General features: G+C 63.8%; 23 protein-coding genes, 1 tRNA gene and 1 pseudogene. 5 read left to right on the top strand and 20 right to left on the bottom strand.

Annotated features, from left to right (window positions below; translation table 11 throughout):
- Window positions 1-8: 8 nt before the first annotated feature.
- The 12 genes and pseudogenes from BPET_RS06560 to BPET_RS06510 form a co-directional block, all read right to left on the bottom strand.
- A pseudogene (locus BPET_RS06560) lies at window positions 9-1,193 on the bottom strand (DNA topoisomerase 3); the annotation flags it as partial.
- A gap of 405 nt (window positions 1,194-1,598) precedes the next feature.
- Window positions 1,599-2,042, bottom strand: a complete 444-nt coding sequence (locus BPET_RS06555) for a single-stranded DNA-binding protein (RefSeq protein ID WP_012248287.1) — start codon at window positions 2,040-2,042, stop codon at window positions 1,599-1,601.
- Window positions 2,043-2,086: 44 nt separating this feature from the next.
- On the bottom strand, window positions 2,087-3,046 hold the full coding sequence (locus BPET_RS06550; protein WP_012248286.1) for a DNA-methyltransferase: 960 nt from the start codon (window positions 3,044-3,046) through the stop codon (window positions 2,087-2,089).
- Entirely contained in the window at window positions 3,043-3,573 is a 531-nt protein-coding gene (locus BPET_RS06545; protein WP_012248285.1) for a DUF3158 family protein, read from the bottom strand. Before BPET_RS06545 ends, BPET_RS06550 begins: the two co-directional genes overlap by 4 nt.
- On the bottom strand, window positions 3,570-4,391 hold the full coding sequence (locus BPET_RS06540; protein ID WP_012248284.1) for a PFL_4669 family integrating conjugative element protein: 822 nt from the start codon (window positions 4,389-4,391) through the stop codon (window positions 3,570-3,572). Before BPET_RS06540 ends, BPET_RS06545 begins: the two co-directional genes overlap by 4 nt.
- A gap of 602 nt (window positions 4,392-4,993) precedes the next feature.
- A complete protein-coding gene (locus BPET_RS06535) occupies window positions 4,994-6,190 on the bottom strand; it encodes an STY4528 family pathogenicity island replication protein (protein ID WP_081482981.1) in 1,197 nt (398 codons plus the stop codon).
- Window positions 6,187-6,747, bottom strand: a complete 561-nt coding sequence (locus BPET_RS06530) for a DUF2857 domain-containing protein (RefSeq protein WP_012248282.1) — start codon at window positions 6,745-6,747, stop codon at window positions 6,187-6,189. Before BPET_RS06530 ends, BPET_RS06535 begins: the two co-directional genes overlap by 4 nt.
- 11 nt (window positions 6,748-6,758) lie before the next feature.
- Window positions 6,759-8,483, bottom strand: coding sequence for a ParB family protein (locus BPET_RS06525; protein WP_012248281.1), 1,725 nt, complete (start codon window positions 8,481-8,483; stop codon window positions 6,759-6,761).
- Complete coding sequence (locus tag BPET_RS25810) at window positions 8,476-8,733, bottom strand: hypothetical protein (protein ID WP_012248280.1); 258 nt, start codon at window positions 8,731-8,733, stop codon at window positions 8,476-8,478. The genes BPET_RS06525 and BPET_RS25810 overlap by 8 nt, the downstream gene beginning before the upstream one ends.
- Entirely contained in the window at window positions 8,717-9,580 is an 864-nt protein-coding gene (locus tag BPET_RS06520; RefSeq protein ID WP_012248279.1) for a ParA family protein, read from the bottom strand. Before BPET_RS06520 ends, BPET_RS25810 begins: the two co-directional genes overlap by 17 nt.
- Before the next feature lie 37 nt (window positions 9,581-9,617).
- The gene (locus BPET_RS06515; RefSeq protein ID WP_012248278.1) at window positions 9,618-9,830 is read right to left on the bottom strand and encodes an AlpA family transcriptional regulator; all 213 of its coding nucleotides are present in this window, start codon (window positions 9,828-9,830) and stop codon (window positions 9,618-9,620) included.
- 479 nt (window positions 9,831-10,309) lie between these two features.
- Window positions 10,310-11,209, bottom strand: coding sequence for a LysR family transcriptional regulator (locus BPET_RS06510; protein WP_012248277.1), 900 nt, complete (start codon window positions 11,207-11,209; stop codon window positions 10,310-10,312).
- A 718-nt stretch (window positions 11,210-11,927) separates the two neighbouring features.
- On the opposite strand from BPET_RS06510, the gene BPET_RS06505 reads away from it, so the two are divergent.
- Complete coding sequence (locus BPET_RS06505) at window positions 11,928-12,542, top strand: hypothetical protein (RefSeq protein WP_012248276.1); 615 nt, start codon at window positions 11,928-11,930, stop codon at window positions 12,540-12,542.
- Window positions 12,543-12,564: 22 nt separating this feature from the next.
- Here BPET_RS06505 and BPET_RS06500 read toward each other — a convergent pair whose 3' ends face one another.
- Genes BPET_RS06500 through BPET_RS06480 form a run of 5 tightly spaced genes read right to left on the bottom strand, consistent with a single transcriptional unit; the run spans window position 12,565 to window position 17,456 of the window.
- Window positions 12,565-13,407, bottom strand: coding sequence for an SDR family NAD(P)-dependent oxidoreductase (locus BPET_RS06500; RefSeq protein ID WP_050978214.1), 843 nt, complete (start codon window positions 13,405-13,407; stop codon window positions 12,565-12,567).
- Window positions 13,404-14,156: an SDR family NAD(P)-dependent oxidoreductase gene (locus BPET_RS06495; RefSeq protein WP_012248274.1), complete on the bottom strand. Its 753-nt coding sequence runs from the start codon at window positions 14,154-14,156 to the stop codon at window positions 13,404-13,406. The genes BPET_RS06500 and BPET_RS06495 overlap by 4 nt, the downstream gene beginning before the upstream one ends.
- A gap of 2 nt (window positions 14,157-14,158) precedes the next feature.
- Complete coding sequence (locus BPET_RS06490) at window positions 14,159-14,944, bottom strand: citryl-CoA lyase (protein WP_012248273.1); 786 nt, start codon at window positions 14,942-14,944, stop codon at window positions 14,159-14,161.
- Window positions 14,941-16,446 carry a class I adenylate-forming enzyme family protein gene (locus BPET_RS06485; RefSeq protein ID WP_012248272.1) on the bottom strand — a complete coding sequence of 502 codons (1,506 nt, stop codon included), beginning with the start codon at window positions 16,444-16,446 and terminating at the stop codon, window positions 14,941-14,943. Before BPET_RS06485 ends, BPET_RS06490 begins: the two co-directional genes overlap by 4 nt.
- 20 nt (window positions 16,447-16,466) lie before the next feature.
- Entirely contained in the window at window positions 16,467-17,456 is a 990-nt protein-coding gene (locus BPET_RS06480) for a Bug family tripartite tricarboxylate transporter substrate binding protein (protein WP_012248271.1), read from the bottom strand.
- A gap of 103 nt (window positions 17,457-17,559) precedes the next feature.
- Between BPET_RS06480 and BPET_RS06475 the strand changes: the two genes are divergently transcribed.
- Complete coding sequence (locus BPET_RS06475) at window positions 17,560-18,309, top strand: IclR family transcriptional regulator (protein WP_012248270.1); 750 nt, start codon at window positions 17,560-17,562, stop codon at window positions 18,307-18,309.
- A 117-nt stretch (window positions 18,310-18,426) separates the two neighbouring features.
- Window positions 18,427-19,140 (top strand): glutathione binding-like protein, encoded by a 714-nt coding sequence (locus BPET_RS06470; RefSeq protein ID WP_012248269.1) that lies wholly within the window; start codon window positions 18,427-18,429, stop codon window positions 19,138-19,140.
- A 12-nt stretch (window positions 19,141-19,152) separates the two neighbouring features.
- Here the strand turns inward: BPET_RS06470 and BPET_RS06465 are convergent, their stop codons facing one another.
- Complete coding sequence (locus tag BPET_RS06465) at window positions 19,153-20,061, bottom strand: LysR substrate-binding domain-containing protein (protein WP_012248268.1); 909 nt, start codon at window positions 20,059-20,061, stop codon at window positions 19,153-19,155.
- A gap of 84 nt (window positions 20,062-20,145) precedes the next feature.
- Here BPET_RS06465 and BPET_RS06460 point away from each other — a divergent pair, with 84 nt between their 5' ends.
- Complete coding sequence (locus BPET_RS06460; RefSeq protein ID WP_012248267.1) at window positions 20,146-20,796, top strand: glutathione S-transferase family protein; 651 nt, start codon at window positions 20,146-20,148, stop codon at window positions 20,794-20,796.
- 18 nt (window positions 20,797-20,814) lie between these two features.
- Here the strand turns inward: BPET_RS06460 and BPET_RS06455 are convergent, their stop codons facing one another.
- Together BPET_RS06455 and BPET_RS06450 are read right to left on the bottom strand one after the other, a co-directional pair.
- On the bottom strand, window positions 20,815-21,609 hold the full coding sequence (locus tag BPET_RS06455) for a methyltransferase domain-containing protein (protein WP_012248266.1): 795 nt from the start codon (window positions 21,607-21,609) through the stop codon (window positions 20,815-20,817).
- A complete protein-coding gene (locus tag BPET_RS06450; protein WP_231852663.1) occupies window positions 21,606-22,202 on the bottom strand; it encodes a DUF2478 domain-containing protein in 597 nt (198 codons plus the stop codon). The genes BPET_RS06455 and BPET_RS06450 overlap by 4 nt, the downstream gene beginning before the upstream one ends.
- A gap of 202 nt (window positions 22,203-22,404) precedes the next feature.
- Between BPET_RS06450 and BPET_RS06445 the strand changes: the two genes are divergently transcribed.
- Window positions 22,405-22,480 (top strand) — tRNA-Gly (locus BPET_RS06445).
- Window positions 22,481-22,620: the final 140 nt, after the last annotated feature.

Here is a 22,620-nt window from a genome sequence, read left to right as displayed (position 1 = left end):
CAAGCTCAGACCGCCCGTTCCTTCTCCGACATGGCCGAAAGATTGCTGGGCTCCAGCGTCGGGATGATGCCGTGGTGCGCCGTCACTTTCGCGTCGTTCCAGGCGCGTGAACGCTGATTTCTATCGAGCCGGTCGATCAACGGGCGCAGGCTGGGATCGGTGGCGACAATTGCGTCGAGCACTGCCGGCACTTCAGCAAACATGCTTTCCGGCAGATAGCCGGAGTCGCTGCGCGGATAGGTCGTCGCCTTATGCGTCTCGTACAAGGCCTGGGCAATGTCCAGCGTTTCCTGGACATCGAGGCCGAACTGCCTGGAGCATGTTTCCTGCAGCGTGCCGAGATCGAACGGCAGTGGCGGTGCTTCGCGCACGCGCTCGGTTTCCACCGATTGCACCAGCGCCTCGCGGCCATCGCGTATCTGATCTGCCGCATGCAATGCCACGGATTGTTGCAGGCATCTTCCAGCTTCATCGCTGGCACCTTCGGGTGGCACCCAACTGGCGGAGAATGAATGACCCGAATGGGACAACTGCACTTCGACAGCCCAGAACGGCACGGAAACAAAACGCGCAATCTCGCGATCGCGGTCGACAACCAGCTTCAGCGTCGGGGTCTGCACACGGCCGACCGACAGCACGCCCTGATAGCCGGCCTGCCGGCCGAGCACGGTGAACAGGCGGCTGAGGTTCATGCCGATCAGCCAGTCCGCACGCGAACGGGCGAGCGCCGAGTAGTACATCGGCAATGTCTCGCTCGACGGTTTCAGGGCGTCCAGCGCCTTACGGATGGACGCATCGTTGAGCGCCGACAACCAGAGCCGCTGAATGGAGCCACGGTAGCCGCACAGGTCGATGATCTCGCGGGCGATCATCTCGCCCTCACGGTCCGCGTCGGTTGCAATCACCAGTTCGGTGGCTTGTCCGATCAGCTGTTTGACCGCTTTGAATTGCGTGGCAGTCGAGGACTTGACCTCGTTGCGCCAGCGCTCTGGAAGAATCGGAAGCTGTTCGATGGACCAGCGCTTGTACTGCTCCCCGTACGCTTCCGGTGGCGCCGCTTCGACCAGATGGCCGATGCACCAGGTCACGACGATACCGGGTCCGTTGTAGCAGCCGTTACCACGCTGCCTGGCGCCCAGCACTCGGGCGATGTCCTTTCCTTGCGAAGGCTTCTCGCACAGATACAGTCGCATGCAGCCTCCCCGGAAATGGCATGGTGATCGTCGAATAAGCACCAGAATGCCGGGGAGATCAGCGGCAGGCAGCAAACAAGGTGGACTACATGCTGACCGGCTTTTTGCACGCTCGGAGCATCGTTGCGGCAGTGAGTAACGATCGTGGGAAAGGGATGATGTACTGAGGCTTAGCCATCGGTGCGCGCGGAACTCAGTGGAATCCAGTGGACTTCGCCATCAGGGATTGGCCCGAACGTGGCTGCTGCAGGTGCAGGCGGTAATCATCGCTGGGTAGGCGTACTGGCGCATTGAGGGCGCATGTTGATTGCTACAGTCGCCCCGCAAGACGTGTAACCTGCTGCGCGAACAGCAAAGATTGAGGGCGGCTGGGGATGGCGCAGCCGCCCTCGGTGCTGCCTATTCTTACGCCTTACCCTGCTTCGGTTCCTTCTGTCCCCTGGTCTCCTTCGGCTTCGTCTCCGCTTCGCCCTCGATCTCCTGTGGCTTCGCGCCGAGCGTCACGGCCTCGACCCGATAGGGAAGGATGCCGATCCGCCGGGCCTCGATCTTGAAGGTGACGCGCTCGTTTTCGTCCGCATCCTCCCACTCGTCGCGAACGGCGCGTCCTTCGACCAGAACGCGCATGCCCTTCTGGTACAGGCCCTTCCAGTGCTCGGCGTCGCGGTGCCAGATTTCCACAGGGGCCCAGAAGCCGCCGCGATCCTCGAAACCATCCTTGGTGGGCACCGGGTTATCGAAGTAGACATTCAGGCGCAGCAGCCTGCGCGGTTCGTCGTTCCCGTTCGGAAACTCCCGATAGTCCGGCGCAGAACCGATGTTGCCTTCGCCGTAGTAGTGCGTGCTCATAGTGAAAACTCCTTGCTGGTGGGAAATACCTGAACCGATGGGCATCAGTGCAGGCGCTGCTGGTCGATGAACGACCGGTTCAATTCGCAGCCGATGAAATGCCGTTGCAGGCGTAGTGCTGCCACGGCGGTCGTGCCGCTGCCCATGAATGGATCGAGTACGGTGTCGCCAGCGCGAGAGCCGGCGAGAATGCACGGCGTCACGAGGGTGTCGGGGAACACAGCGAAATGGCCCCCGCGGAATGGCTTGCTCGCGATGGTCCAGACATCGCGCCTGTTGCGGGTGCTGCGCGCGCCGATCTTGTGCAGGCTACCGCGCAGATTGGCGTTGCCGCTGGAAGCGCGTTCGCCAGGCGGTGCGCTGACAGGGCGGATGTTTCCGGGGCCGCGAGGATCGGTAGAGGGTTCGCGGATCGCGTCCTGATCGAAGTAGTAGTGGCGATTCTTGGCGAGCAGGAACAGATATTCATGCGAGCGGGTGCAACGGTCTGCCACGCTTTCAGGCATCGGATTGGGCTTGGCCCACACAATGTCCTGGCGCAGATACCAGCCATCCCTGCGCAAGGCGAAAGCAAGCGCCCAGGGAATGCCCATCATGTCCTTGGGTTTGAGCCCATCCCCGGTTCGCATGCCGCCGGCGGCCTGTTGGGCAGCAGCGTGTTTGGGGCCTCCGCGGGTGCTCGGCGCCTGCCATGTCCGGGTTGCGGCGTAGGTATCCCCGATGACGACCCACAACGTGCCGTCATCGGCGAGCACCTGGCGAACCGCGCGGAACACGTCTACCAGATCGCGGATGTATTTCCGAACGGTGATCTGCCGTCCGATCTCCAGGCGCTTGTCCGGATGTCCTGCGGGCAGGTAGCTGCGAAGGCCGAAGTACGGAGGACTGGTCACGCACATCTGCACCCGTACGCCGTCCTGGTACATCCGTTTCAACAACTGGCGGCAATCGCCGGCATGGGTGCGATCGAGCCAGCGACCCGCATCATTGACAGGCCTGCTCATGACGATGACCCGCCATTCGATGGACCAGTTCCGGTCCCGCCGGCGGCGCGGCGTTGGTGAGCCGCCTGCGCCGATACCAACTTGCTGGCGCATTCCACCCCCTGCCGGGCAATGGTGTGGCACAGGCTGATCTGCATGTTCAGCACGATGCGCTGCTGTTCCAGCGCAAGGAGGTCGTCAATCAGGCCGATCGGCGTGGCGGGGCTGGCAATCAGTCCTTCCCACAGCGCCACGCCCATGCTGGAACGGTCGAGGTTGCGCCAGCGAAGAAAGGTTGTCCCTGCGCCAGTGGTCTGCTGGGCCAGTTGAACGGGCAGCAGGTTGAAGGGATGGCTGCGGGCCTGCGCCAGCACCTTGCGCTGCGCCAATCCAATCAGGTCGTCCCGCAGCGCTTCGCACTGGCTGGCCCAGGTCGCAAGCTCCCCATTACCTTTAAAGGGTCTTAAAAGGCCTTTTAGGTAGGCTGCGTGTTCCAGCTTCTGGAAGTCAGCCTGTTCCAGCGCCTCAAAGCGGCTTGGCGCGTTCATGCTGATGCATCCTCTTCGTCCGAAGACGCGGATGCTTCACCCTCGGCTTCGTCATCGGAATCGGCTGGCGCAGTCTGGTCGGCGTCACTGCCCGGCACGACAGCCGATGTACCGGACCGGCTGGTCGCTGAGGCCGGTGGCGAACGCCGGATAAGCGGCGGCGCGAAGCGGGAGCGGCGTTCGCCTTCGAGAACGTCCTGCGGCAGTTCGCCATATTTCTCCACGGCTGCACGTGCTGCGGCGTTGTTGGCTGCGAAGTCGTCGCGCTTCGTGCCGGAGTAGCGATACTGCTGCGCCAGGCTGAACAGACTGCGCAGGGAATGCGCGCCTTCGCCCAGCCAGCGTTCGAGCGTGCTGCGGTCGATCAGGGCCGTGTGATGCGCCAGGATCAAACGCCGGGCAAGATCGTCATAGTCGGCCAGGAGGTACACGGCCATGAAGCCGAGCTGCGAGGAAACAAACAGCGGCAACTTGACCGGCTGGACATTGAGGTTTTCGCCAAGGCTGAGCGCCTGCGGGATGTCGGCGAGCGCCTGGTCCACCTGCTCGCGCAGGGTCTGAAGCTGCTCCTTGGTCGTGCTGAGCTTGTCTTCGATGCGCAGCATCCACCAGTCCGAATAGGGATCGTCCTGCTCGGCTCCGCGCTTCAGCTTGTTCATGATGGCGACAAAGCCGTTGAGGCCGATGATGCCGGGCTTGCCTTCGGATGGTGTACGCCCGTGCCAGATGCGCGAGGCATGATGGGTGTGCAGCGTCAGCGACATCGCGCTGCGCAGGGACCCCAGGTTCAATTGCAGAGATTCTGTTTCGTTGGCCATGTTGACGACTCCCGGTGTTGGAACGAGAGGTCAGCATCGCCATTGGCCGGAAGGCCGTCAGTCATCAAACCGCACCGGAGCAGCGCCTGTTTGTGAGCAGGCGGCGAGATGGCTGGCCCGGTATCGGAACCGGGAATCTATTCGTGGGAGCGAGGTTCACGAAATCTACCCGGATCGGGAAGGCAGGCTGTTCTTCTATATCAGTGGTATAGGCGCCCACGGCCTTCGGTGGACACCCGAATTACCTGTTGGGCCGGCGCATAGCTATCCAGGGCCGGAAGGCTGTGTGTTGCGCTATACCCGGGGTATAGGCGTCCACGGCTCTCAGTGGACTTTCAGCCTCGTCAGCCAGGGCAAAGATCTGGATGCAATGGCTGGAAGGCTGTGTGTTGCGCTATACCCAAGGTATAGGCGTCCATGGCTCTCGGTGGACGCTCAGCCCGTCAACCACGATAAGCGCTTTATCACCCGTGGCTGGAAGGCTTCATGTTTCGCTATACCCGGGGTATAGGCGACTATGGAACTGGGTGGAATCTCTCGTCATGGTCGATGGCGGCGAATTGCCTGACATCGCCACGACTATTCGTCGATAGAGGCGAGTTCTACGACAAGCGAAGCATCGAGCGTAGCCGGGCGATGTGAGCCTGAGCGACTTCCGGATCTACAGGTTGCCGTGGTTCCTGGGGCGGTGTGGCCGTTTTATCGGGCAGCGTCCTCTGTCCAGCCCAAGCACGGAACTCACCGCGCATGGCTTTCTGGATAATGCCAAACAGGTAACCGGCCGGATTGCGCACGGTGCTCGCTCGGCAGCGTGCATCCCACTCATCGAGAACAGCCTGATGCAGGTCGGGATCAACCGGCTGCAACGCGGCCAATGCACCCGATTGCTGTTCTGCCTTGAGCGACATGAAGCGCTCGGGAAGGCGAAGCATGCCCAACCCGCGCGGTACTGTACGTACTTCTTTTATTTCTTTTTCTTTACGTACTGTACTATCGGTCTTCGGATTCCGAAGTGAGCCGGTTTTCCGGGGTTTTTCGCCCACTTCGGATTCCGAAGAAGGTGCGTCACGATTCCGAAGAAGGCCGTTTTCTCCGTCTTCGGATTCGTAATTATCCACAGGCTGTGGATAAGTCGCGGACTTCGTCCATCCTTGTGCTGCCAGACGCTGCGATATCACCTGCAGCCGGCTCGGCAGTTCCCTGCCGCTGAGCAGCGGGTCATCGTTCATTTCCTTGAGCGTGTGGACGCCGACGCGTTGGATGGATTTGCTGGCATGCGCCAGTGACTGGCTGACCAGCCCCAGATAATCGGCGTCGAGCTGAATGGCTTCGTAGGGAGTGAGTGGCTCGTCATGCAGGACATAAAGGTTGCCCTGGATGCGCCCTGTCCTGGGGTCACGCCGGCATCGTACCAGGCTTATCCAGCGTGTGAGGCGTAGCAGAGTCAGCGCGCGTGCCACGGTTTCATGCGAGGCTCGGGTGGCGCACGGCATAGAGGCCAGCCAGGGGGCAAGCTGGTCGTAGGTCGGGAGAGCCGTGATGCCATCGTCGTTGAGCAACAACCGGAACACTTGCCAGGCGTTGCGTTCCAGCGGCGTCAGGCGATTGTCCGTGAGCAAGGCGCGAGGCACGGAGTCATGGCGATTGCCGCTGAAAATGAAACCGTCAGTCTGGCGCGATGGGGCTGTCTGGGCCGGTGCGGGCTGCGGTTGCTGAACCTGCATTCGCTGAAGCGCCTGATCGAAAAGGTCGCCCAGCGATACGGGACCGCTTGATCGGCGTGAGCGGTCCATGCTCAAACCAGCCCTTCATCGATCCACCTGCCGATGGCGCTCCAGATGACTGAGATGGGCAGATTCATGCTTTCGGCAAGGTCTGCGGCAATGTCGAGCATCGCCGTTTCGTTGGTCAGCGCCACACCGCGCTCTTTGACGGTTTCCGACCAGCGGTTCCATAGATCGCAATCCTGCTCTTCTGTCAGGACAGGGTGACGCCCCTTGCGTTTCGGCAGGCCAATGATACTGCGGCGCAAGGCGATCTCCTGGTGGGTCAGGCCGAAGAACTTGCTGATGAGTTCCGTACTGGCGCCCAGGCGCAGCAACCTGTCGATCCTGACCACCTCCTGGCTCACGTCCTCGGCCTGATGCAGCAGGCGTTGCACGACATCGCGATTGACCGTTACGCAGCACCAGGAGACCAGGGCATTGGCCAGCACGCTGGCCAATGCGGGATGTTTAAGTGCATCGAGATCCGCGTCGTCAAATCCCATGGACTTGGCGCGGCGCAACTGACCGTTGCGCAAATCGTGGAGCGCCTGCGCGATTACTGCCTGATTGAGAGGATGAGGATTCGACATGGCGCCTCCCCTCATGACCCAGGCATGGCGCTATCGCCATCCATGGTGCCTGCCTCAATCTCCAGCAGTCGACGCGAGAGCCGCACCAGCCGGAACAGTTTCACCAGGCCGTTGTCGGTCAGGACATGGGACTGGCCCCGAGAGGGGGTAGCCCGCTGTGCCATCCCCAGCAGCAGGACGGCCAAATCTCCTGCCAATTGCGAAGTGTCGATACGCGCAGGGGAGGCACTGGCCGACAGATAAGGCGCGCTCAGGACGTGCAGCAGCGTCAGGGTTGCACCGGGGAGCGCCATTGCGCCGGCCGAGTCCATGCGCTCGATATCGGTCGCGCATGAGAAGCCGATACCGTCATCGGACGGGACGATATGGTCTCCCACGCCAGCTTCACTGGCAATTTCCAGTGCGAACTGCGCAATATGCGTACGCAAACGGTTGGGTTCGTCCAGGCCGGGATCGATGTGCCATACATCCGAGATCGGATACAGGCCGCCGACCTGCACGGGGATAGCCTGAAGGACGTTGCTTTCGAAGTCGTTGTGCGCCTCTCCAGTGTGGTCGGCAATCAGGCGCTGGATCGACTGGAGGCGATCGGTCGTTGGAGCAGGCGAGATAATGTGCTCCTGAAGCAGCGCAGACCGCTGGCTTTCATCGTCCGGCTGATCGTCAGATGCAGGAGGCTGCATCGGGGAAGGCTTCGTCTGCAGGCTGGACTCTGATGCCGCGACTGGCGTCTCACGCTGCGGTGGCGTCGAGGGTGTGGGCGGGGAAAGTTGCGCAGGCGCGGTCTGCGGTAATGTCGCCACGGCAGGCGTGGCCGGTGGTGCCGCGGCGGGTTCACTGGTCAAAACTTGCCAGCGCTTCTCGGAGTCGACGATTTCGAGAGCGAGCGTGTCATACACCACACCGAGCAGGTCGGCCATCTGGCCGATCAGTTCGTCCTGAACGCGCTGGATGTTGAAGTTGCCGGGCGTCCCATCGAAGACGGCAAGAACGTCCTGGAACAGTGTGGCGAAATCAACATCCACCTGTTTGGTCGCGGCGCGTGCCTCCCAGATCCTGGCGCCGGCCCGGCGCAAGCCGGTCAGTTGCTCGACCTGATGGCGGCCCAGCCCTCCGTAGAGGACGTTCGGGATTGCCGGCAGCAGGTACTGGATGGCCTCCTGCATGCGGCTGATATGCGGCTGTGGAACAGGATAGCCGTCGGCTTTGAGACGCCGGGCAAGCTCCGATTGCGACAGCGACTTACCGTCTTCCTGCTCGTAGAGTTCACGAACTTTTTCCACGCCGAGCGCGCGTTCGATGAACGACAGACTGCCATGCAATTCGTTCTCTGCGAGGTGCCCAGTTAGGGCGACAATCTCGCCGCGCTCAGGCCAGGGGCGGAACAGGCAACCGATACGGAAGAAGCGTTCATCCCTGGTCTCGGTCCACAATTCGCGCAGTATGGCCAGCCTGGTGTTGCCTCCATTGCGAATGATGTAGTGGGCTGAACCAGGCCTGCGGGTGATCGGCGGTGGTGCGTCCAGGCCGCGTTCGCGGATCGAGGCCTTGATTTCGTCATAGAGCGGGTTGCGGGTAAGGCGCGGGTCAAGCTCGTACGGACGCAACTCATCAAGCGTTACGACCATCGGGGTATCCGAGACCGGATCGGTCAGTGCGCCGGCCACCGGGCCAGCGCGGCCGAAGCCATCGCTCATCAGCTTCGCCGCCATTTCCTGTTCGGAGATATCAGCCATGGCCGGTCTCCTTTCCATAAGGACGGGCTTCGGCGCTCTGGCGGTTCGCGCGGCGCAACATTGCGCGGGCGTTGCGCCCGGCGCGGTGATCGCTGGCTGTCGAGCTCGTGAATATCGGCGGCAATCCCGGCTTTATGAACTTGAGGTGCCCGCCCGACGTGCGCGAAACAGCCCAGCCTTCGCTCAATGCAAATTCAATAAGAGGCAGGAGTTGCTTGTGGCCTCGCGCAAGCTCATGGGCGTTCGACATGAGAATGCCTCCTCCCGATCTTGCCGGTGACCAAGTTGAAACGCTCACGCCATTGCGGGCATAACTCGGTGGCCAGGGAGCGGATGATGTCGAGTGCGGCAGGGGCGAGCCTGCCTGTCGGGCGCCGGTGTTCGACACGGTGAGCCGGAAGACTCTGCGTTGCCGCACGTGGAAATGCCTCTATCGCGGGGACTTCGGTCTCAAGAACCTGGACGCCTGTTTGCTCACGGAAGATCATCCGCAATGTCTGCCGGATCAGGCGGGCATTGGATGACACGGCGGGCACCCGGTTGATCAGCAACTGCAAGGGCGGTGGCTCAATGCCGAGATGGCGATACGGGCCGATATCCTGGATGAGTTGCACGGTGCCACGACGCATTTCGCGAGCGGCAAGGATTTCGGGCGTGATCGGCGAAACCGCGGACCCGGATGCCAGTACCGCCATTTCGAGAAGCACGCTGCGGGAACCCTGGGTGTCGATCAAAACCAGGTCGTAGTGCGGCTCGAACGCCGGCAAGAGGTTTCGCAGCCTCAACCGGCCATCAGGGGCATGCAACAGCAGCGTATTCAATTGCCGGTGCTGGTCGTTGGACAGAACTATGTCCAGGCGCTCGACCGCCGTGCGCGAAGCCAGCTGCGCGATGTCGCGCTCATTGAAGGCCAGCAACTCATAGACGCCGCCGGGCGCGCGGTCAGCCAATTCGTAGTACGACGAGAGCGTGGGCTGTATGTCGAGATCGAGAAGCAGCACCCGCAGCCCCGCGTCGGCGATGAAGCCACCGAGGTTTGCGGCGATCGTCGTCTTGCCAACGCCGCCTTTGGTAGAGATGACGGAAATCACCTGCATGACGTGCTCCTCTTCGTGAAGGAAATGGGGAGCAGGGTCAGACGCGCTCTTTAAGGCGGTCGGTGATCCATTGGTCGATCTCGGCAGAGTCCCAGCCCACAGCGCGAACGCCAAGTCGCATGGCCTTGGGAAACTTGCCCTCTTTCATGAGGCTGTAGATGTGGGCGCGTTTGAAGCCCGTCTTTGCCTCAACTTCTGCACGGCGCAGTATGCGCCGCTCCGGTGCCGGAGCGGGGTTCTGTTGAAACATGATGGTCACTCCTTGATGCTCGGTGGATCTTCTTGGGTCTGAACCGCATTAGAAGAGCGTCACCGTCAGAACACATCAATCAATAGGATCGTGCTGACCACCGCATTCATGGGTTGCAATTAACCTGGTGCTGTTTCAGAACTCATCGCTGTCAACTCGATCCTTGGAAATGCCAATATTCGGAATTCAGCCGACTTGATAAAGTGCAGGAACAGCCGATACCTCTCTGCCTATTCAATGTGCAGACAGGTGGTGTCGGTTTTCGTCGTTCGGACGACCAAAAATGTCCGACGAATTTTGCTGAAAGGCATTGACATGTGGCTGCTATGCCGCGGTCGCCAGAAACGCTCGGCTCATGTCATCGAGCAGCAAGATGACCCGCCCGTTGCTGTGGGCGAGAGCGACTTTTTTTGTCGTTGAGCCGACAAAAAAGCATGGCGCCAGTGACGATGCCATGCGTTATGGTGCCGACATGAGCATCAGCCGGCCGATGTTTTGCCGATTTCCTGCGCTCGCTTTATGAAGTGCTCCAGCTCTATGGAGGCCGGCTTCTCTGGCACCACAATGAACGTCGCTGTATTGGGAACCTCGTCCACGACCTGCCTGATGATGACATCGGGATGACTGTAGAGCGCGATCTGCGACTCTAGGCCGATCCCAATGCCATAGCCTGCGGCGACGAGCATTATCATCGGCTCATGCCCTGAAACATACTCGGCAACTGAGGGTGAGGGCAATGCGCCATCATTGAACCAGCGACGAATGACATTATGGCCGCCCGCGCACCGCTCCGGATGGCAAAGGATCAGTGGATAGCGGAGAGCTTCGGCCAGAGGGATCTTGTCGAAGGCAAGCAACGGATGGTGGGTGGGGATGGCGATCGCGGGGCGCTCGGCCCAGACCATCTCCTTGACGTATCCATCGGTCGCTTCGCCGTCTACCGTGAAGCCGACATCGATCTGATCATGGCGGAGAGCCTGAAGCATTTCGTTGACCGTCATTTCGGAGATCCGAACTTCGGTGCGAGGTTCCTCCTCTCTGCAGCGTGCGAGCAATTGCGTGAGCCGTGGCTGAGCAAGACTATCGGCAAGGCCGATACGCAGCCGACCGCGGTAGCCCTGCGAGGCTGCGTGAACGCGAGACTTCGCATTGTCCATGAAAGAAAGCATGCGTCGTGCTTCTTCCCGGAACACCTCGCCTGGCCAGGTCAACCGTATCCGCCCCTTGGCGCGGTGGAGAAGCCTGACGCCAAGCTGGTTCTCCAGCTCCTGGATGGCTCGGGACAGTGGCGAGGGTTCGATATGGACCCTGGCTGCGGCGCGAGCAAAGCTCTGCTCTTCGGCGACGATTAAGAAATAGTGCAGGTGGCGTATCCTCATGGTGTGTCTTCCTTTTGTTGTTGGAATGGTTCTCCGACAGCGGACAGAACGCTGCAATTCGAGCTTGAAAACGAACCGGAAAAGCCACCATGCTGAGAAGGTTTCCCATGTTGGATGCTTCCATCATTGACGCCCGACTGTTCCTCATGCCTGCGCATAGGACCAACGAATCGGCCTGCCTCACGAAGGTACGACAGTTGACCACAGTTGCCAGGTGGCGCAGGTTCGTGTGCCGACCGCCGGCCGAACACTGATGTGGTGTTCGCGATCAGAAATAGCTCGTGCAGACAGAGTGCTTCGTACGAGCCCTGCGCTGCGATCCGCAGCGTCGCCCATGAGGCGAAGAGGGCTGTCGTTCTGCCTGGCTTGTACAAAGCCGGGTCTGGTTATATGAGCGTAGCGCGAACGGTCTGTTCCGGTACGATCGTGAGGACTAGGGGGCAGAGGTCATGCGAGCCCCAGATGTTGATGGACGTCAGCAGCCTAGGGTGGAAAAAAATTTGGCATAACACTTGCCATCGCGAAAGAATAAGTCCATAATCATGTCCATTCCTGTTGCGGGAAAAACGAAAACTCTTTTCTAATCAAAGAGTTACGGACAAGGTTCTAGTCCCGTTTCCCGCTCCAGATTCAAAAAAGCCCGGACTTCGCCAAACCGAAGTCCGGGCTTTTTTTTGTGTGCCAGCCTGGGCGGTTGGGCAACAAGGGAATGCGGGTAATGGATATTGCTTTAACCCTGCTGATGATTGTCGTGGCGTGGCAACTATTGCGCGCGCAGTACCAGCGCGCGCGCATTGCCTTGCTGGGGCGCCATTTAGGCGGTTTGCAGCTTGAGCGCCACATGGAAACGCTCACGCAGGGCTACACCCGGGCCATCCACGAAGAAACCGAAGCACGCCAGCTACAGGTGCTGCAGACCTACGCCCAGACCGAACGCGCCGTGGCGGCGCAGGCACGGTCGCTTGCCGATTCCATGCAAAAAGAAAACCCGTTGGCCACCAGGGTGGGCAGGCTCTCGTTCTGCGTGCCGTACATCGAGCGCTTTCTTCCTGCCATGACACGGGATTTTCGAGAGCTGCTGCATATCCACGCCAACGGCCTGCGCCATGTGGTGGACAACGAAGAGGGTTGGGACGCACGAACACGCGCGTACCATCTCTCGGCAGAGTTATATCTGCTGCAGCATAGCTGCCATTGGTTCTGCAAGTCCCGTGCCGTGGCCGATGCGCGGCTGGTACTGCGGCATCAGGTCGATCATCGGAAAGTCCTGGATTCAGTGTCTGCCGGGACCCGCTCGGCCTATCTGAGATGGCAGGGCATCGGTAAACACTGAGGGCGCCGCCCGGATTGGCGGCTCAGGCGTATTTGCCGATCAGTCCGCCGTCGACCACCAGTTCGGTGCCGGTGATATAGGACGCCTCGTCCGAGGCCAGGAAGGCGACGGCGTTGGCGACTTCCCAGGGGGTTCCCATGCGCCCCATGGGAACCTGTCTGTCGCGCGCGGCGCGGGCCTGCTCAAAATCGTCGGCCGAGAACATGCGCGCCACCGTGTTGCGCACTCGCGGCGTATCGATCAGGCCAGGCACCACGGTGTTGGCGCGAATACCCTGCCCGGCGTACTGCTGGGCGATCATGCGCGCGAAGTGGATGACCGCCGCCTTGGTGACGTTGTAAGCAAGGTGCGGATAACCCAGGTAGCGCAGGCCGGCCACCGACGACACTGTCACGATGGCGCCGCCGCCCTGCTGGCTCATGATGGGCAAGACCAGGCGGCTGGCGATGAGCAGGCTGTCGACGTTCACTTTCTGGATGCGTTCCCAGTCGGCCAGCGCGGTGTCTTCGGGGCCGCCCACTTTGCCGATGCCGGCATTGGCCTGCAGGATGTCGAGCCTGCCGTAGCGGTCCATGACAGCCTGCACGGCCCGCTCCATGGCTACGGCGTCGGCCACGTCGGCCTGCAGCGCCAGGCCCTGGCCGCCCAGGGCCTGCACGGCGGCCAGCGCGTCCTGCGCTGCCTCGAGGCTGGCGTCCAGCACGCACACTACCGCGCCATGGCGCGCCAGCGTGGCGCAGCTGGCCTTGCCGATGCTCCAGCCGGGACCGCTGGACCCGCCTCCCGATACCAGCGCCACCTTGCCGGCCAGCCGGGCGCTGGCGGCAGGCAACAAGGCCTGCAACTGCGCAAGATCGTTGCTCATGCCGCGGCTCCCAGGCCCACCGTCATGCCGCCGCATACATACAGCACCTGGCCGGTGATGAAGCCGGCCCGATCGTCCAATAGCGACGCCACCGCATGCGCGATGTCGGCCGGCGTGCCCATGCGCCGCACCGGGATGCTGGCGCGGATTTTCTCCGTTTGCGGCGCACCCGGCGGATTGACCCGTTCGAACAGCTCGGTGGCGATCGGCCCCGGCCCGACGGCATTGACGGTGATGCCGTCGCCCGCCGTTTCCAAGGCCCAGGTGCGCGTCATGCCCAGCAGGCCGGCCTTGCTGGCCGCATACACGGTGCGCTCGGTCTTGCCCAGCGCCGCTCGGCTGGAAATATTGACCACGCGCCCGAACTGCCGGCGGCGCATGGACGGCAGCAACCCCTGCATCAGCAGCATGGGTGCCTGGATGTTCAACGCCATGACGAACGCCAGGTCGTCCGGCGAAGCCTGGTCGAGCAATGCCGGACGCACCGTGCCGGCGTTGTTGACCAGGTACAGGACGTCGCGCTCGCCCGCCAGCGCGGCCACGGCCTGGCGCGTGGCGTCGGCGTTGCACAGGTCGACCGCGACATGCGTTTCGCCCGCCAGGCACCCGGCCGGCGCCTTCAGGTCGAAATTGACGACTTCGTAGCCATCCTGCAGCAGCCGCTCGACGATGGCGCGGCCAATGCCGGCGCTGCCGCCGGTAACCAGCGCAACGGGCGGCTGCGCGGCGGTGGGACGAGAGGCGGCCATGGTCAGCCCTCCGGGTGGCGATGGGCCGACTTGCCCGCGCCCACATAAGGAATCTCGCGGTCGATGGTTTCCCAGATGAAGCGGCCGGAAGGACATTGCTGCTCTTCGGCAACGTGAGACACCAGGCCCGCGGCGCGCGATATGACCGCGAAGCCGCGCATCAGCTTGGTAGGAATGCCGATTTCACCCAGCAGCGCCGCCACCGCGCCAGTGGCGTTGATGGTGATGTGCCGTCCATACACCTCGTCGACAGTGCGGGCCAGCAGTTCCAGGGCGTCCAGCCATTTGCCTGGCAGATCGGGCTCGGCGCGCGCCAGCGCCAGCAACTTGAGCGAGCGCGGGTCGTCGGGCTTGTGCAGGTGGTGCCCGAACCCCGGCAACGGTTTCTTGCCGTCGCGATGGGACTGCACGATGGCGCGCGCCTCGGCCTGCGCGTCGTAGGCCTTGAGAATGCGGTCGAGCAGCAACGAGCAGTTTTCCATGGTGCCCACGAAGCTGCTGCCCACGGCCATCAGGCCCGCGGCCACCGCGCCTTGCAGGTTCTCGGGAGCGCTCATGTACACCACGCGGGTGGCGATGGCGCTGGGCGTCAGGCCGTGCTCCATCAGGGTGATCAATACGGCATCGACCACGCGCAGGTCGACCGGGCGCGCGTCGCGGCCGATAATCTGCGAGAACATCACCTCGGCGAAGGTCTTCTTGCCGATAAGGTCTTCAACCAAGTCGGCATCGCGATACGACATTCCCTCCAGGTGATGGGCGCACAGGCGGGTAACGGGGCGGTTCATGCAATCTCCTTGATGACGGAATCCCGGACAGCGTTCTTCAGCACCTTGCCCACCGACGAACGTGGCAGGCTCTCGAAAACGTGTACGTTCTTGGGCGTATGCACGGGGCCTAGCCGGTCGCGCACGAACTTCATCAGCTCCTGAGGCGCGGCGGACGCGCCGCTGCGGAACTGCACGGCGGCCTGCACCGCCTCGCCCCATTTGTCGTCGGGAACGCCGAACACCGCGCATTCGTACACGGCGGGATGCTGGGCCAGGGCGTTCTCGACATCGATGGGGTATACGTTGAAGCCGCCGGTAATGATGACGTCGCGCAGGCGGTCTTTGATGGTCAGGTAGCCGCGGTCGTCCACCACGCCCACGTCGCCGGTGTGCAGCCAACCGTCGACGATAGTTTCCGCGGTTTTCTCGGGCAGGCGCCCGTAACCGGCCATGACCAGGTCGCCGCGCACCACTACTTCGCCCGCCTGCCCCGGCGGCAGAATGCGGCCTTCGCGGTCCATGATGGCAAACTCAGAGAACCAGGTGGCGCTGCCCACCGACCCCAGGTTCGCGGGCTCGTCCAGCTCGGCCGCGGTAATGGCCGTGACGATCTGCGGAGATTCGGTCTGGCCGTACGTGGCTCCCACCACCGGGCCGAAGAACGCGCGCACCTGCTCGAACTTTTCTACAGGCATGGGCGCGCCGCCGTAGATCAGGTTGCGCAGGCGTGGAAAATCGGCGCGCGACACGCCGGGTTGCGCCATGATCATGTAGATCAGCGTGGGCGGCATGAAAGCCAGCGTGCCGCCGCGTTCGCGGAACGCCGCCGTGATGGTGGCCGGCGACGATTCCTCCAGGAACACATGGGCGCCGCCCTGCGCCAGCACCGGCAACAGGTAGGTGGAGGTGCCATGCGTGACGGGCGCGGCGACCACATAGCGGTCTTCGCTGGTAAGCCGCCACGCATTGATCTGGTTGATGATGACGGCGGTCCAGGCCCGGTAGGGCTGCATTACCCCCTTGGGCAGGCCGGTCGTGCCGCCGGTGAACTTGATCGCCTGCACGGCGTCGACGCCCGGCTCGCAGCGCGCCGGCTCGCGTCCCGCATAGGCTTGCAGCAGGCCGGCCAGCGTGTGCCCGCCGGCGTCACCGTCCAGGCGGACGTGCGCCGCCCGCCCGGCATCCACCAGCGCGTCGCCGGTGTGGTCGGTGATGACGATGCCGGGCTCGGTCGCATCGAGGATGCGGCCGATTTCCGGCGCCGTGCTGCGGTAGTTCAACGGCACCCATATCTTGCCCGATGCGATCACGGCCAGCAGCGCCACCACATGCTGCGCGGTGTTGCCGGCGCAGATCGCCACCCGGCTTTGCGGCTGCGGGTCGAGCGCCTGCAGGGCGGCCGCCAGCGCCTGCACCTCGCCGTGCAGCCGGCCGTAGGTCCAAGCGCCCTCGGGCGTGTCCAGCGCGACGCGGTCGCGGAAACGGGCGGCGGCCCGGTGGAAAAAATCAATGGGATACACGAACGGCTCCTGGAGTTCTGCTATTGCACCTTGAGCCCGGCCTGGGTGACGACCTTGCCCCATTTGTCGATTTCGCTATCGATCAAGCGCTGCAAGGTGGCGGGCGTGTTCGGCGTGGCGGGCAGGACGAAGCCGGCCGCCTTGTAGGCCTGGGTCAGCGCGTCGCCGGCCAGGCCCTGGTTGATGGCTTGGTTCAGCTTGGCGACGATGGGCTCGGGCGTGCCGGCCGGCGCCATCACCGCGAACCAGGATTGCACCGAGAAGCCAGGCAAACCCGATTCCGCCAGCGTGGGAACATCGGGAGCGAACGGCGCCCGCTCGAGCGACGTGACGCCCAGCGCGCGCAGCTTGCCCGCCTGCACATGCGGCAGCGACGACGGCAGGTTGTCGAACATCGAATCCACCTGCCCGCCCAGCAGATCGGCCACCGCCGGGCCGCTGCCGCGATACGGCACATGCAGGATGTCGGTGCCGGTGGTCATCTTGAATATCTCGCACGACAGGTGAATGGACGAACCGCTGCCCGACGAGGCGCAGGTCAGCTTGCCGGGGTGGCTCTTGGCGTAAGCCACGTACTCTTGCACCGAATGGATCGGCAGCTTGGGATGGACCACCAGGATGTTCGGGATAGTGGCCAGCAGCGCCACAGGCGTGAAGTCTTTCTTGAAGTCGTAGTTGAGTTTTTCGTACAGAGTGCGGTTGATGGTGTTTGCGATCGAACCGATGTACAGGGTGTAGCCGTCGGCCTTGGAGCGCGCAACGACTTCGGCGCCGATGTTGCTGTTGGCGCCCGTGCGGTTCTCGACGACTACCGCCTGACCCAGCGAATCGGACAGCGATTTGGCGATCAGGCGCGCCACGATGTCCGTCGCGCCGCCGGCCGCATAGCCCACCACCAGGGTCACCGGCCGTTGGGGATAGTTGTCGGCCGCCCCGGCCGCCGGAATCAGGCCCAGGCCGGCGAGCAGCAGCGCCGCGGGCCGAACAAAACGTCGCATAACAGAATGCATGAGAGTCTCCTATCATTTGTTCATTATTTGGACGCACGCTCACGTCGCGTCGGAGATATCATCGGTGCTGTACGCCAACCTAGAAAGGCAACGTGTCTAAATAATGAACACCACCGAGAAAGGCCCGCCCGGCGCCAGCACCCTGCGGCGCGGGCTGCATATCCTGGCGGCGTTGCGCCGCGCCCCGGAAGGCCTCGATGTCGCCGGCATAGCGCGCGCGCTGGCAATGCAACGCACCAGCGTGTACCGCTATATCTCCGTCCTGGCCGAAGAAGGCTATGCCGTGCGCGACCCGCAGACCGGGCGCTATCGGGCCGCCTTGACCGGGAGTCACCTGGTGGATGAGCAGGCCTTGTCCGTGGCGCAACTGGCGCCCGCCATGCGCCGCATCAGCGACCACACTGGCGATTCTTCTTTTCTGATCTGCCGGGTTGGCTCCGACTCACTGTGCCTGCACCGGGAAATCGGCGGCTACCCGGTGCAGGTGCTGGCCGTAACTATCGGGCATCGCCAGCCGCTGGGCGTGGGCGCGGCGGGCCTGGCGCTGCTGGCCGCCCTGCCCGCCGACGAGGCCGATGCCCTGATGCAGCAGAACCGAGAGGCGCTGCGATCGTATGGGCAGATGACCGTGGCGCGCATGCGGCTGCTGGTCGAGGCAACCCGCAATCGCGGCTGGGCCGCGGTGGGCAACGCGGCGGTGCCGGGCGTGCTGGGCGTAGGCGTGGCGCTGCGCGACCGCTCGGGCTACCCCCGTCTGGCGGTCAGTGTTTCCTGCATTCTCGATCGCATGCCGGCGAGCCGGCAGCGCAGCATCGCCGACCTGATCCGCCGCGAAATCGGCGCCGACGGCTGACGACGCGAGCACCTCCGCGGGACGTTTCGCGCACAGTCCCGCAAGCCGCGCTGCGTGCTGGCTATTTTAAAACGATCGATCTAAAATAAGCGCACGCCCTTTCACCAAGGAAAAGCCATGATCGAGTTGTATTACTGGCCCACGCCCAACGGACACAAAATCACCCTGTTCCTGGAAGAAGCTGAGCTGCCGTATCGCATCCATCCCGTGGACATTAGCGCCGGAGACCAGTTCAAGCCTGAGTTCCTGGCGTTTTCGCCCAACAACCGCATGCCCGCCATCATCGACACCGCGCCCGCCGATGGCGGCGAGCCGGTGACGGTATTCGAGTCGGGCGCCATCCTGCTGTACCTGGCCGAGAAAACCGGGCGGTTCCTGCCGGCCGACGCGCGCGGCCGCAAAACCGTGCTGGAATGGCTATTCTGGCAAGTGGGCGGCCTGGGGCCGATGGCCGGCCAGAACCACCATTTTGGGCAGTATGCGCCCGAGCCGCTGCCCTACGCCATCGACCGCTACGTGAAAGAAACCAACCGGCTGTACGGCGTGCTGGATCGCCGCCTGGCGCAGCGGCCATTCATTGCGGGCGACGACTACACCATCGCCGACATGGCCTCGTATCCGTGGATCGTGCCGTGGAAAAAGCAGCAGCAGAACCTGGACGACTTCCCCAACCTGCGGCGCTGGTTCGACGCGGTGCGCGAGCGCCCCGCCACGGTGCGCGCCTATGCGCAGGGCGACCCGTACACGCATCGCCCCGCCGTGACCGAAGCCGGCAAGAAAATCCTGTTTGGCCAGACCGCGCAGCAGGTCCAGCCGGCGGGCGCGCGCTGACAGCCGGCCGCCTCAGCCGCGCGCGGCCTCGCGGCGCAGCCAGCGGCGCACGGCGGCAATAGCCGGCAGCTTGCCGCTGTCGGCCCGCCATACCAGGTAGTAGGCATGCACATCGGCAATGCCGATGTCCCACAGGCGCACCAGCCGGCCCGCCGCCAGGTCGGGCGCTACCAGCGAACGCCGCGCGAGCGCCACGCCGGCGCCCGAGGCGGCGGCTTCCAACAGCGCGTCGACGTCGTCGTAGCACGGTCCATGCGCCGGCTCGACCAGATCCAGGCCGGCCGCCTGGAACCACGGTTCCCACGGCTGCCACGCGTACCGCAGCAAGGTGCAGCGCGCCAGGTCGTGCGGCGTGCGCAACCGCCGGCCGCGCCGGTAGGCCGGGCTGGCAACGGGAAACACTTCCTCATCCATCAGCCGTTCGCTCTTGAGGCCCGGCCACGCGCCCGGCCCGTAGCGTACCGCCAGGTCGATGCCGTCGCGGCCATCCAGCCGGGCCAGCGCCGCGCTGGGCCGCACGTCGAGTTCGATGCCGGCGTGGCTGGCCCGCAAGCCCGGCACGCGCGGCGCCAGCCACCGCTGCGCGAAAGCGGGCAGCACGCTCAGCCCCAGCCGCACGGGCGGCGCGGCAGCGCTCACCCGCGGACGGGTTTCGGGGCTGCCGAAAGCGCGTTCGAGCAGCGCCAGGCCCTGCCGGGCTTGCAGCGCCAGCGCCTGCGCGCGGGCCGTGGGCGCCACGCCCTGGTGCTCGCGATCGAACAATGAAACGCCCAGCGCGGACTCGAGCCGCCGGATGTGCTGGCTGACCGCGCCCTGCGTCAACGCCAGTTCGTCGGCCGCGCGCGTAAAGCTGCGCAGCCGCACCGCGGCCTCAAAGGCGCGCAGGGTCTGCAAGGGAGGAAGGTGTCGGCCAGCTGCCATGGTGCACTCATTAATATCACTAATGCCCAGCCCATACAAATCTTGGTTTGCCGCGCTGGCGCGCTGCCCGCACACTGCGCCGTCATGGACTACCAACTCTATTACTCTCCCGGCGCGTGCTCGATGGCCGCGCATATCGCCCTGCAGGAAGCGAAGGCCGCCTATACGCTGCGGCTGGTCGACCTGTCGACGCGCGCGCATTACCGGCCAGAGTACCTGGCCATCAACCCCAAGGCGCGCGTGCCGGCGCTCGGCATTCCCGGCCAGGCGCGGGTGCTGACGGAGCTGCCGGCGATCCTGGTGCACGTGGCGCAACAGCACCCGCAGGCGGGCCTGCTGCCGGCCGACGACCCGGTGCAGACCGCGCGCTGCCTGGAGTGGCTGGCCTGGCTGTCGGGTTGGGTGCACAGCGCCGGCTACGGCGCCATCTGGCGTCCGGAACGCTTCAGCGGCAACGCCGACCACTACGATGGCATCCGCGCCCAGGGGCGGCGCACCGTCATCGATGCCTATGCCGCCATCGAACAGCAGTTCGCCGACGGCCGCCCGCATGCATTGGCCAGTGGCTATTCGGTAGTGGATCCGTTCCTGTTGGTGCTGTACCGCTGGGGCAACCGCATCGGGCTGGACATGCGCGCCGACTGCCCCGCCTGGAGCGCCGCCAGCGCCAGCCTGGCGCAGCGCCCCGCGGTGCAGGGCGTACTGCAACGCGAAGGCGTGTCGCTGGACGGCTGACGGGCCGGCTCCCGCAGGCTAGGCGCCGTCTTTCTGCCAGTGGATCAATGCCCAGCGCAACGGCGCGCCGGCGCGCTCTTGCGGCGAGGCGCGTTCGTACCAGGCGCGCAGGCGCGCGTGTTCATCGTCGTCCAGTCCGCCCATCGAGCGGGCCACCCGGCGCGCGTAGTCGTCAAAGCCGGACGCGGCCGCGAGCTGGCTGGGCACGCTGATGTAGTCGAGCGAGGGCTGGATGCCCATGCCGTGCAGAATGTTGATAAGGTAAATGTAGTCGGGCATGGCGGGCCGCGTGCGGCCCACCACCTGCTGGATCGCCGGATCGATGAAATGGCCGCCCGCCAGGTGCGTCAGGTAGACGCGCAGGCGCGCCTTGGCATGCAGCTTGGCCAGGGCGCCGGCCATGTCTTCGACCACGGTGGATCTTGACGCCACCACGATGTCGCAGGCCGGCACATCGGACCAGTCATCTTCCCAGGCGCGCAACACAGGCTGGATATTGTCCAGCCCTTGCGCCTGCGCATTGCGCGACAGCGCCTCGAGCATGCCCCGGCTGTAATCCAGCGCCACTACCCGTTCCAGCCGAGCCGCCAGCGGCAACGCCAGCGCGCCAGCGCCGCAGCCGACGTCGAGCAAGGTGCGCGCGCCGTCCAGCCGCATGTGGGCAATGAAATCGTCGGCATAGCGGCTGTGGGGGGCGCGCTGCCCCAGTTCGCCTGCGCGCTGGTCCCAGACTTGCGGCGGCTTGGGTTGGCCGCGCGCCGCCGCCAGGTGCTGGCGATATCGTTGAGCGAAATCAATGTCTGCCAATGTCATGCGGAAGCGCCCCCTGTGCGCGCGGCCTGGCGAGGCACAGCCACTTGCTCGAACCAGGCCTGCAGGGGCGCGCGGGCCACCGGCAATTCCAGGCCGGCCTGGCCCGTGAAGCGGCGCCACTCGGGCAGCAGCGTCGCGGACACTACGGTAAGCAGCGGGATACCGTTGCTCATCAAGGCCAGCATCTCCTGGGCGAAGCCTCCGCCGGCAGCCTCGATGGCGCCATAGCGGTTGACGATAACCAGCTCGGCGTGGGCATCCAGGGCCTCGCGCAGCACCTCGCTGGCAACTGCCAATGCGCCGGCATCCAGGCTGCAGGCTTGCGAGCCGGACCCCAGGTCTTGCGACAGCCGGTACAGGCGCCCCGAGCGCAAATCGCTTAAGCGGCGCTGCGGGCGGCCGCCATCGGTCGGTGTAATTTCGTGCTGCAGCAGGCCATGCAGCCGCCGGCCCCGCGCCAGCTGATCGCGGGCAAAATCGGCCAGCAAGGCGTCGGCGCCGCGCGACGACTTGCCATACACCAGCGCGGCGACAGGAACGGAAACAACAGGGTTCAAGACCATCGTATAGCGGGCCGCGGCGCCAGGCGCCACGGCGCAATGCGTGAAAATACGTGCCTACTCTATACTCGCCGCCCCCGTCCCGAAAGCCCGGCCCTTGGCCTAGTATGGCCTACCTATGGCAAGACTTAAAAAACGATGATATAATTTTTGTCTTTGGTGGCCGCGCGTAATTTTTGCGGCATAGCAGCATAAGCAAAAGCTTAAGCAAAAGCTTAAGCAAAACACCAGATACGCGGGAGTAGCTCAGTTGGTAGAGCGCAACCTTGCCAAGGTTGAGGTCGCGAGTTCGAGACTCGTCTCCCGCTCCAATTTACGATCTACAGACTTCCACTGACGTCTGTAAGTCATTGAAATTAGGGGCTTCGGCCCCTTTTTTCATTCCAGCGAGCGCCACGGAAATCCACCCACAGCCAGCGTTTTTGAGTCGCCAAATGAGGCACAAGAATGC

The organism is Bordetella petrii (assembly GCF_000067205.1).
Taxonomy (GTDB): Bacteria; Pseudomonadota; Gammaproteobacteria; order Burkholderiales; family Burkholderiaceae_B; genus Bordetella_A; species Bordetella_A petrii.
The sequence above is the reverse complement of the archived record's forward strand: the minus strand, read 5'-3'. Positions and strand labels throughout refer to the sequence as shown.

Coding starts and splice junctions, on each gene's coding strand:
- BPET_RS06465 (WP_012248268.1), bottom strand. CDS start 20,061: ATGGCAGCTGGCCGACACCTTCCTCCCTTGCAGACCCTGCGCGCCTTT.
- BPET_RS06555 (WP_012248287.1), bottom strand. CDS start 2,042: ATGAGCACGCACTACTACGGCGAAGGCAACATCGGTTCTGCGCCGGAC.
- BPET_RS06545 (WP_012248285.1), bottom strand. CDS start 3,573: ATGAACGCGCCAAGCCGCTTTGAGGCGCTGGAACAGGCTGACTTCCAG.
- BPET_RS06480 (WP_012248271.1), bottom strand. CDS start 17,456: ATGCATTCTGTTATGCGACGTTTTGTTCGGCCCGCGGCGCTGCTGCTC.
- BPET_RS06490 (WP_012248273.1), bottom strand. CDS start 14,944: ATGAACCGCCCCGTTACCCGCCTGTGCGCCCATCACCTGGAGGGAATG.
- BPET_RS06505 (WP_012248276.1), top strand. CDS start 11,928: ATGGATATTGCTTTAACCCTGCTGATGATTGTCGTGGCGTGGCAACTA.
- BPET_RS06500 (WP_050978214.1), bottom strand. CDS start 13,407: ATGAGCAACGATCTTGCGCAGTTGCAGGCCTTGTTGCCTGCCGCCAGC.
- BPET_RS06515 (WP_012248278.1), bottom strand. CDS start 9,830: ATGTTTCAACAGAACCCCGCTCCGGCACCGGAGCGGCGCATACTGCGC.
- BPET_RS06520 (WP_012248279.1), bottom strand. CDS start 9,580: ATGCAGGTGATTTCCGTCATCTCTACCAAAGGCGGCGTTGGCAAGACG.
- BPET_RS06530 (WP_012248282.1), bottom strand. CDS start 6,747: ATGTCGAATCCTCATCCTCTCAATCAGGCAGTAATCGCGCAGGCGCTC.
- BPET_RS06495 (WP_012248274.1), bottom strand. CDS start 14,156: ATGGCCGCCTCTCGTCCCACCGCCGCGCAGCCGCCCGTTGCGCTGGTT.
- BPET_RS06470 (WP_012248269.1), top strand. CDS start 18,427: ATGATCGAGTTGTATTACTGGCCCACGCCCAACGGACACAAAATCACC.
- BPET_RS06455 (WP_012248266.1), bottom strand. CDS start 21,609: ATGACATTGGCAGACATTGATTTCGCTCAACGATATCGCCAGCACCTG.
- BPET_RS06540 (WP_012248284.1), bottom strand. CDS start 4,391: ATGGCCAACGAAACAGAATCTCTGCAATTGAACCTGGGGTCCCTGCGC.
- BPET_RS06525 (WP_012248281.1), bottom strand. CDS start 8,483: ATGGCTGATATCTCCGAACAGGAAATGGCGGCGAAGCTGATGAGCGAT.
- BPET_RS06460 (WP_012248267.1), top strand. CDS start 20,146: ATGGACTACCAACTCTATTACTCTCCCGGCGCGTGCTCGATGGCCGCG.
- BPET_RS06475 (WP_012248270.1), top strand. CDS start 17,560: ATGAACACCACCGAGAAAGGCCCGCCCGGCGCCAGCACCCTGCGGCGC.
- BPET_RS06510 (WP_012248277.1), bottom strand. CDS start 11,209: ATGAGGATACGCCACCTGCACTATTTCTTAATCGTCGCCGAAGAGCAG.
- BPET_RS25810 (WP_012248280.1), bottom strand. CDS start 8,733: ATGTCGAACGCCCATGAGCTTGCGCGAGGCCACAAGCAACTCCTGCCT.
- BPET_RS06550 (WP_012248286.1), bottom strand. CDS start 3,046: ATGAGCAGGCCTGTCAATGATGCGGGTCGCTGGCTCGATCGCACCCAT.